Source organism: candidate division KSB1 bacterium, assembly GCA_022562085.1.
GTDB lineage: Bacteria > Zhuqueibacterota > Zhuqueibacteria > Oceanimicrobiales > Oceanimicrobiaceae > Oceanimicrobium.
On sequence record JADFPY010000262.1, the window covers coordinates 1 to 6,465 of the forward strand.

At 45.4% G+C, this 6,465-nt stretch carries 6 protein-coding genes; all 6 read right to left on the reverse strand.

Annotation, left to right across the window (positions count from 1 at the left end):
• On the reverse strand, positions 1-686 hold a 686-nt coding region (locus tag IH879_17390), incomplete at its 3' end, for a hypothetical protein (GenBank protein MCH7676697.1).
• Between the two features lie 351 nt (positions 687-1,037).
• On the reverse strand, positions 1,038-2,399 hold the full coding sequence (locus IH879_17395) for a sigma-54-dependent Fis family transcriptional regulator (GenBank protein MCH7676698.1): 1,362 nt from the start codon (positions 2,397-2,399) through the stop codon (positions 1,038-1,040).
• A 109-nt stretch (positions 2,400-2,508) separates the two neighbouring features.
• A complete protein-coding gene (locus IH879_17400; protein ID MCH7676699.1) occupies positions 2,509-3,879 on the reverse strand; it encodes a hypothetical protein in 1,371 nt (456 codons plus the stop codon).
• Between the two features lie 223 nt (positions 3,880-4,102).
• Entirely contained in the window at positions 4,103-4,906 is an 804-nt protein-coding gene (locus IH879_17405; GenBank protein MCH7676700.1) for a diaminopimelate epimerase, read from the reverse strand.
• 77 nt (positions 4,907-4,983) lie between these two features.
• Positions 4,984-5,223, reverse strand: a complete 240-nt coding sequence (locus IH879_17410) for a hypothetical protein (GenBank protein ID MCH7676701.1) — start codon at positions 5,221-5,223, stop codon at positions 4,984-4,986.
• 311 nt (positions 5,224-5,534) lie between these two features.
• On the reverse strand, positions 5,535-6,248 hold the full coding sequence (locus tag IH879_17415; GenBank protein ID MCH7676702.1) for a hypothetical protein: 714 nt from the start codon (positions 6,246-6,248) through the stop codon (positions 5,535-5,537).
• Positions 6,249-6,465: the final 217 nt, after the last annotated feature.

Here is a 6,465-nt window from a genome sequence, read left to right on the forward strand (position 1 = left end):
TCCTTGGCAAAAGTTATTGCGTTTTGAAAGACTTGTCGAGCCTGCCGCGCATGATCATTATTGCACTTCTCGACCAATTCACGAGCGCGTTCACTCAAGTTTTCGAATTTGACTCGCTCATTTTGAATTCGATCACGATTGACATCGGTTGTTCTGTTAACGATATCCATTGCCTGATAAGCCAATTGCATTGCCACACGATAATGTTCAGCCGCTTCCTGAATTTGGCCGGCACTGACTCCGTTTAGTGCTTTGTCCCGGTATGATTTGGCCTCTTGAAGCAGGCGCTCGGCTTGCTGGTTACAGCTTCCGATGACAAAATGATCTGCCCTTTGCAGCAACTCTTCTAATTGACTCTGCAGTCGCCGAACCGGGACCGCAAGCGCCAATTCCGTTGCTTTTTTTAGCAGGGAAAAGGCCAGATTCACTTTGGCGCGAGCTTTAATTAATTCACCGTTGTGAAGTGCTGTGACGGCCTCATCACGCAATCGTACTGCTTGAATAACAAGCTGCCGGGCAAGGTCGTTTCTAAAAGATTCGACCAGGTCTTTAACTTGTTCTATCGTGCGGTTCAATCTCTCGATTGTTTGAGCTGCATCGTTTGGAGACTGTGCTAAACCAATCGAAGAGAAACTCACACTAAACGCGAGAACCAGAACTAAGATTTTTAATGATATTTTAAACATAACCCCATTCCTAACAAAGATACTTTTAGATACCTTACTTTCGGCAAACGATATGCCAATATTGATTAAAAAAAATATTTGTAATAAACTATGTTGAAAATAAAGGGTTTAGAATAAGACCCGCTTTATTCACTAGAGGGATGAGAGAGTACCTTTCGGTTGAAAATGCTCTTTCAGGTACATAGAGGATGTACCTCAAAGTACACATGATCTGAACTTAAATCTTACCTAAAACACGCGTTTGGCCATTGGCATTTAGGCTTTGGTTTTTAATTTTTGAGAATTTACGTTGTGTCCCGACTTCTTCGGGATTGATTTTATTTGCTAAAACTAATTGCCAAAGCCAATCGCTCAATTTAGGCCTTGAATGCCACCAAGACGCTCCATCATCGAGTAAAGTTTTCTGCGCGTAATACCAAGAAATTTTGCGGCTTTGCTTTTGTTTCCGCCTGCTTTATTTAAAGCATTTTTAATCAATTTTTTCTCGACTTCTTCCAGGGAAAGTCCATCATCGGGGATTTCAAATGGACCGGAGGCGCCGAGGGATGGAACATTTTTAACATGCGGGGGTAAATCCTGGTCTGTGATTTTATCCGTATTTGACATAATGAGCGAGCGCTCAATCACGTTTTCCAGTTCACGAACATTTCCCTGCCAACGGTACTTTGTCAAAAGCTCCAGGGCATTGCCTTCAATCGCATCCTCTTTTTTACCAAGCTTGTTGAGAAAATGAGCAACCAAGTCTGGAATATCCTCTTTGCGTTCCCGTAGAGTCGGAAGTGTGATCGGGAAGACGTTGATGCGGTAATAAAGATCTTCGCGAAATGAATTATCTTTGAGCGCCTCTTCTAAATCACGATTGGTAGCAGCAATCGTCCTGGCCTTTATTTCAAGGGTCTTGGTTCCACCCACTCTCTCGATCTGGTGGCTCTGCAGCACGCGCAAAAGTTTCACCTGGGTGGACGGTGAAATGTCCCCTATTTCGTCGAGAAAAATAGTGCCGTTTGCCGCCAATTCAAAGCGGCCGACTTTCATTTTATCTGCGCCGGTAAAAGCTCCTTTTTCATGGCCAAACAACTCGCTTTCGAGCAGGCTTTCCGGAAGCGCGCCGCAATTCACCGCGACAAATGGCTCGGCATTGCGCGGACTCAAATGATGAATCGCCTGAGCCACCAATTCCTTGCCGGTGCCGCTTTCACCACGAATTAGAACGGTAGCGTCGGTGGGCGCCACTTTTTCGACCATTTTGTAGACTTCCTGCATGACGCCGCTCTGTCCCACCATGTTTGAAAGTGAGAATTTATCTTTCAGCTCGCGTTTTAACTGAATATTCTCTTCGGCCAGCTTGCGTTTCTCCATGATGTGCTTGACTTTCATTTTCAGCTCATCCATCTCGAATGGCTTGATGATGTAGTCATACGCGCCTTTTTTCATGGCTTCAACCGCATTTTGCGCCGTTGCGTAAGCGGTCATCAAAATCACTTCAGTATTCGGTTTCTGCTTTTTTACTTTTCCTAAGACATGCAAACCGTCTTTCCCGGGCATTTTCAGATCGGTTACCACCAGGTCAAACTCGTTCTGGCTAAATTTCTCCAAACCGTCTTCAGCGCTTTCGGCAGTCGTCACTTCGTAGCCGTCCGGTTCCAAAGCAAAGCGCAGGACTTTGCACATTTTTGGTTCATCGTCGATGATCAGGATGTTGCGTTTGAGCATATTGAATTCCCTTGTTAAACTTCGCTTTTCGGAAAATAGACTTGGTTTATCGTCACCGGTCATTCATAGTCACTTTGTAATTTTTAATGACGGCAAAGGCAAAATGACTTCAATGACTTTTTTCGGATTCCGCCGGCAAATAAAACCGCACGATCGTCCCTTTATCTTTTTCACTTTCAACTTCGATCCAACCGTTGTGTTTTTCAACCAAACGCTTGCAAATCGCCAGACCCAAACCGCTGCCTGAAGTCTTGGTCGTGTAAAACGGTTCGAAAATTTTCTCACTTTTAATATCAAAACCGCAGCCGGTATCCTCAATTTCCACCTTTACATATCGACCGCCTTTTCTACGGGGCTCATTTTTCAAACGGACCATGATTTTTCCACCGCCGTTCATAGCCTGAATCGCATTCAAGGTAAAATTCAAAATCAACTGATTCACCGCGTCTTCATCGTGATTCACGTCAGGCAGGTCATCGTAGTCTTTTTCCAACGCCACGTTTGCTTTATGGATTTCATCCTGAAGAGAAATCAAGGATTTCTCAACTGAGCTTTTTAAGTCGTTAGCATTGCGCTCGAGCTCGCGGTCGCGGGCAAAAGCCAAGAAATCACTCACAAGGCGATTCAGCCGTCGAACCTCGCTGGGAATAAATTCAAAGAGTTCATCCGGCTCGTCTTTAGAACCATACTTTGACTGGAGGACATCGGCGGTGCCCTTGATAATTCCTAAAGGGTTGCGAATTTCATGAGCGACGGTCGCGGCCATTTGTCCCATGGCTGCCAGACGTTCGGAATTTCTGAGGGACTCGTGGGTCTTAGTCAGAAGCCGGATGGCCCAAAATAAAACCAGAGAAAACAAAACAGCTATCGATATACTAATGATCCCGCCGAAAACCAGGCCGTTTTGAAAGACACGTAAAAGATCAAAAAAGTCAGCGCTGGCCTGCACGACAACGATCGCGACGACGTCCCCGAAGGGGCTGAGAACAGGTGAATATGCGTTTTTGAATCGATTGCCGGCAACAAGCTGCATCGGGGCCGCTTCAGGGATTCCGGCCGACGCCTGGCTTACCGATAAACTATCTTCTTCGACAAATGACAGCCGCTCACCAAATGGAAATAGCTCAGGGCTGCTTGCAAATAATCGAAAATCCAGGTCAACGAGATAGACACCCTGCAACTGATTTTGCCGCTGAATGTCGGTTAATATCTGCTGAAGACGTGAAGAAACAAGGCTTAGTCTACCTAATTCGATGTCTGAAGGGAAATCCGCGGTTTCAATAATCTGGGAGGTTAAAGTGGCTGTTGCAAGAAGGCGTCGACCCAACTCTTGTTCCAGATAATTTTCCATGTTTTGGAGAAATTTCCAGCTACCGAAAATGAACCCGAGCAAAACCATAATAGTCAGCGCGACCATCCCGGTCACCATGGCTTTGCGGCGGCGTAAAACTTTTTCGTCCAAATTTGAAGTTTGGGGCATTTTCAAGTCTCAGGCTTTAATCACGGCAGTTCTTGCTGGTGTTCATAAACTTCTCCCCGATCTAAAATAGTCATTACGCTGGGCTGTCATTTAAAGAGGATTATTTTCGCTGCACTCAATAATGACGCCCCGACGCTTCGGGGCAAATGACCTAATGACGTTATTTGTCATTCCGCGAAGCGTCGGGGTCATTGGACTATTTTTTGCACAAAAATGCAAGACTTTATTGGTAAAATTTAGCTTCATAAACCGCTTTGACTTCACCCTCCAAATACAAGTGTTCATCATGAGGATTTTTGGAAACTTTGAGGTTCCCGCCCTTCGTCATTATTTCAGTTGGGTATCGGGTTTTCTGTTTTAAGTGGGCCAGATAAGCCGAGGCCACGCACCCGGTGCCGCACGATAGGGTCTCGTTTTCAACCCCTCTTTCGTAGGTTCGTACTTTCAACTTATTCTCGCCGAGAACTTCGACGAAATTGATATTTGCCCCTGCGGGCTGGAAAGCTGCATGCTGACGATATTCAGGCCCCCATTTTTGCAAATCAAGCTCCGCAACCATTTTCCCAAACAGAACGAAATGCGGCACCCCGATGTGAATAAAACCGCCTTCGTCAAAGCCGTTCTCTTTAACAATACCCAGAGTTTCCTGCAAATCCCGTGGGGATGGCATTTTGAGTTTCACCCAACTACCGTCAACCTCGGCTTCGTAAACTGCCTCGCCAAAAACAAAAGACATTTTAGAACCAGCCAGTCCGTGTGAAAAAACAAAATGGGCCGCGCTTCTGGCGCCGTTTCCGCACTCGGTTTCGCTGCCGTCGGCATTAAAATACCGCAATCGGAAATCGTGCTTAGAACTCTCCTCAATCAGTAATACACCGTCTGCACCTGCTGAAGTTCGGCGCTGACAGATGCGCTTGAAGAAATCAGCATCTTCGGAAGTCAGCCCAAGGCTTCGATTGTCGATCAAAATAAAATCATTGCCGGTGGCAGAGTATTTGACAAAAGGAATATTGGTGTATTTTGACATGTTTTAAAAAATAAAGATAAACCGCGAATGTACACGAATTAATCGCTTTTCTTTTCGAGCACAAGCATCGTATTGTCTTAGACCGCTTCTCCTTTTATCTTCACTGTGAGAAGCTGTTTTCCAGCTCGCCACCAACTGATTCCCATGACTAATGCGAGCAAAATGCAAATGGCGGCTATCACGGGCTGATCTCTCCACATAAAAAACTGGATGCCTTCTTCGCTGCTACCTTTCACTGCGAACGAGATCGCAGCGAACACAATCATAAGTACCATAAAAATCGTACGACTGCGTTTGAGTTTTATTTCCTCGGACATAAGAATTCCCTCCTTGTAACTGGTTACTATCTCGGCGAAATGGCAAGTATTGTTTGTACGTGCCTAACTTTAATTTTAGCCTTCGAACAAACTTATTTTCTTCCAAAACACCTCAAGGTAGATGGTTGCGGAAATTAGCATAGCGGTTTCCGCAACCCAACAAGTGTCGGAGACCGTTGCGCTAGTCTCCGGCACTATCAAACTCGGGACAGGCTTTTGGCGAAGCAATCTCAAGTTTACTAATCGGGAGATTGCTTCGCTGAGAAACGCTCGCAAAGACATTAAAAATTATGTTCTTGATCAATCAGTAACTATTTATAGTCATTCACCCAGGATCCGTAAGTCGGATTCGGCAGGACAAAATACCTGGCCCCCCAGTTTGAGTCTTCGGCAATGTTTTCACGGTACTCGACTGCTTTGTCACTTCCCCAGATCGGTACAAAATCGCGAACGTTATCACCGAACAATGCCAGGATCACCAGCGGTCCGTTCTTTTCACATCTACCCGTGCCAGTTTCTAAACATTCTCGGCGAATCTTTTTCGTGTCTTTCTTACTCCTTTCAGTCAGCATGGTATCGCCATCTTGAAACAAACCCACTTCCCGGAGGTTACTTATGGTTGGAATTTCTTCCGGGTCAAAATCACGGTTGGTGATAAAAGCGATATGTGCTTTCGGCCCGAGGGAACGAACGCTGTCAATAAAAGCCTTGGCACCTGGAATGAGCGGTGCTGCCTCTCTTTTGACCCATTCCACCCAGGACTGGCGGGTGTAGCCGGCACCAATTGCGGTCCGTTCGACTGCATATTGTGCGTTGTCCAAAACCGTCTCGTCGACATCGAAAACAACCACCCAATTTTGGGCCTGTTTTGCAGCCGCTTCCTTGACAATTGGCCAGGCCATCCGATAAGTTTGTAAACAAGCCGCGGCATATTCGACTGAATACTTGACCCATTTGACGTCGTTCCGCAGCGGTTTCGATTCCTGAGAAAAAGAACAACTAGTCGAAAAAAGATAAAGACTCATTGACAAAATAATTGGTTGCCATAAAGAGGTTCGGGATTGCAAAATTTCCTCCTTTTTTAAAACAGTATTTTTTTAAAAGTAAAAATATTAAAAACGTTTGGACACAGAGAACTCAGAGTATCACAGCAGCGGCACAGCCGCAATCAATATTTTGGAGCCAGGATTAACCCGTCAGATAAGAGTTTTTAGGTTTTCTGTTTAGCTGATGTTTTTATCT

What these genes read in the sequence shown, in the direction of transcription:
- IH879_17395 (MCH7676698.1), bottom strand. Translation starts at nt 2,399, where the DNA reads ATGCTCAAACGCAACATCCTGATCATCGACGATGAACCAAAAATGTGC.
- IH879_17400 (MCH7676699.1), bottom strand. Translation starts at nt 3,879, where the DNA reads ATGCCCCAAACTTCAAATTTGGACGAAAAAGTTTTACGCCGCCGCAAA.
- IH879_17405 (MCH7676700.1), bottom strand. Translation starts at nt 4,906, where the DNA reads ATGTCAAAATACACCAATATTCCTTTTGTCAAATACTCTGCCACCGGC.
- IH879_17410 (MCH7676701.1), bottom strand. Translation starts at nt 5,223, where the DNA reads ATGTCCGAGGAAATAAAACTCAAACGCAGTCGTACGATTTTTATGGTA.
- IH879_17415 (MCH7676702.1), bottom strand. Translation starts at nt 6,248, where the DNA reads ATGAGTCTTTATCTTTTTTCGACTAGTTGTTCTTTTTCTCAGGAATCG.